This is a genomic window from Mesorhizobium sp. M8A.F.Ca.ET.021.01.1.1 (assembly GCF_003998025.1).
Taxonomy (GTDB): domain Bacteria; phylum Pseudomonadota; class Alphaproteobacteria; order Rhizobiales; family Rhizobiaceae; genus Mesorhizobium.
This window is the reverse complement of record NZ_RZSJ01000816.1, coordinates 1-2,061: the sequence shown is the minus strand read 5'-3', so window position 1 is coordinate 2,061 and position 2,061 is coordinate 1. Positions and strand designations below refer to the sequence as shown.

The window sequence follows — 2,061 nt, the reverse complement described above, 5'->3', positions numbered from 1 at the left end:
ATATTAGGGCTTGATTATATATCTTTCACAGCCGGCTACAATAGGCCGACCGGCCGGCGACCGGGCTTCCGGCAAGGTACGGCCGCCCTGGTCGGTCCGATTCAGATCAACCCCCAGCTGTTTTCCGGACCCGGGAATTGGCATATTCGAAGTCCATTCCTGGCGGACAGTGGGCTGTTGCACGGTCCACGACGCCGCACTATGGCTAGCGCCTTATCAGACAGGGCGACCAAGAATGGCGAAAGACGGCAGCGAGCAGGGTTCCGGCAAGGTGGGCATCAACACCCGGCTTGCCCATTCAGGCAACAACCCGCACGACTATTTCGGCTTCGTCAATCCGCCGGTGGTGCACGCCTCGACCGTGCTGTTCCCCAATGCCGCCGCGATGGCCGCACGCAACCAGAAATACACCTACGGCACGCGCGGAACACCGACGACCGATGCCCTCGCACAGGCGATCGATGCGCTGGAGGGGTCCGCCGGCACGATCGTGGTGCCATCGGGGCTGGCGGCGGTGACCATTCCGCTGCTCGCCTTCGTATCGGCGGGCGACCATCTGCTGATCGTCGATTCCGTTTATCACCCCACGAGAAACTTCGCCGATACGATGCTGAAGCGATTGGGCGTCGAGGTCGAGTATTATGCGCCCCGTATCGGCGCCGGCATCGCGGCCTTGATCAAACCGAACACCAAAGTGGTGTTCACCGAATCGCCGGCCTCCAACACATTCGAGGTGCAGGATATCCCGGCGATCGCCAAGGCGGCGCATGCGGCCGGCGCCATCGTGATGATGGACAACACCTGGGCGACACCACTCTATTTCCGGCCGCTCGACCACGGCGTCGACATCTCGATCCACGCGGCGACGAAATATCCGGCCGGCCATTCGGACGTGCTCCTCGGCACGGTCTCGGCCAATGAGGCCTGCTGGAAGCAGCTCTACGAGAGTTTTTGCACGCTTGGCTGCTGTTCGGGACCCGACGATGTCTATCAGGTGCTGCGCGGCCTGCGCACGATGGGCGTGCGGCTCGACCATCATCAGCGCAGCGCGCTTGCCATCGCCTCATGGCTCGAAAGCCAGCCGGGCGTGGCGCGGGTGCTCCACCCTGCCCTTCCCAGCCATCCGGACCACGATCTGTGGAAGCGGGACTTTTGCGGTTCGAGCGGCATCTTTTCGATCGTGCTGGCCGGCGGTGGCCAGCGGGAGCAGCACGCTTTCCTCGACGCATTGCGCATCTTCGGTCTCGGCTATTCCTGGGGCGGCTATGAGAGCCTGGCTGTGCCGGTCTGGCTTGCCGACCGCGTCGTTGCGAAAGGCCCTTATGAAGGTCCGTTGATCCGCCTGCAGATCGGCCTCGAGGATGTCGACGACCTGAAGGCCGACATCATGCGCGGGCTTGCAGCGGCCGCCGCCTGATCTGTCTGGCCGCCCGGAAGAGTTGGCAGGCGGCCACAACACACTGACGCTGATGGCAAAGCGCGAGCCGCTCGCAGCATCCCGGCGAGCGGTCTCGCGCAATATTATTCTCCCACGCCGCGACTTTGCGGATTTGTTTAACTTTCAAATCCGCGAGTTCGGCTCCATTGCGTTGGACAGGGCGTCTGCGCCAAATCCATTTCGTCATAAAGCTTGCCATGGCCTTTCGTCTTTTTGTTCCCATCCTCGCCGGCGCGACGCTGCGTGAACGCGTCCTGGCGTGTATCGGCGCCACGATCGGCATCGCCCTGACCGGCGTGATCAGCGGGCTGGCGATGGGCGGCGGCCCGCATGTGGCCCTGCTGGTGGCGCCGATGGGCGCCTCCGCCGTGCTTCTGTTCGCCGTGCCGGCGAGCCCGCTGGCGCAGCCCTGGTCGATCATCGGCGGCAATTCCATATCGGCGCTGGTCGGCGTGACCGTGGCGCATTTCATCCATGATCAGGTGATGGCCTCGGGTCTCGCGGTGGCCTTGACCATCGCCGCGATGTCGTTCACGCGCTGCCTGCATCCGCCAGGTGGTGCCGCCGCGCTGACGGCGGTGCTCGGCGGGCCGGCCGTCATCAGCGCGGGCTTCCTGTTCCCG

The 2,061-nt window shown here is 64.2% G+C and carries 2 protein-coding genes; both read left to right on the top strand.

The annotated features are described in order from the left end of the window. Positions 1-235: 235 nt before the first annotated feature. On the top strand, positions 236-1,417 hold the full coding sequence (locus tag EOA36_RS34275) for a cystathionine beta-lyase (protein WP_127281112.1): 1,182 nt from the start codon (positions 236-238) through the stop codon (positions 1,415-1,417). 218 nt (positions 1,418-1,635) lie between these two features. Beyond that, positions 1,636-2,061 (top strand): HPP family protein (locus EOA36_RS34270; RefSeq protein ID WP_189553513.1); only part of this gene is annotated, 426 nt, incomplete at its 3' end.

Coding starts and splice junctions, on each gene's coding strand:
- EOA36_RS34275 (WP_127281112.1), top strand. CDS start 236: ATGGCGAAAGACGGCAGCGAGCAGGGTTCCGGCAAGGTGGGCATCAAC.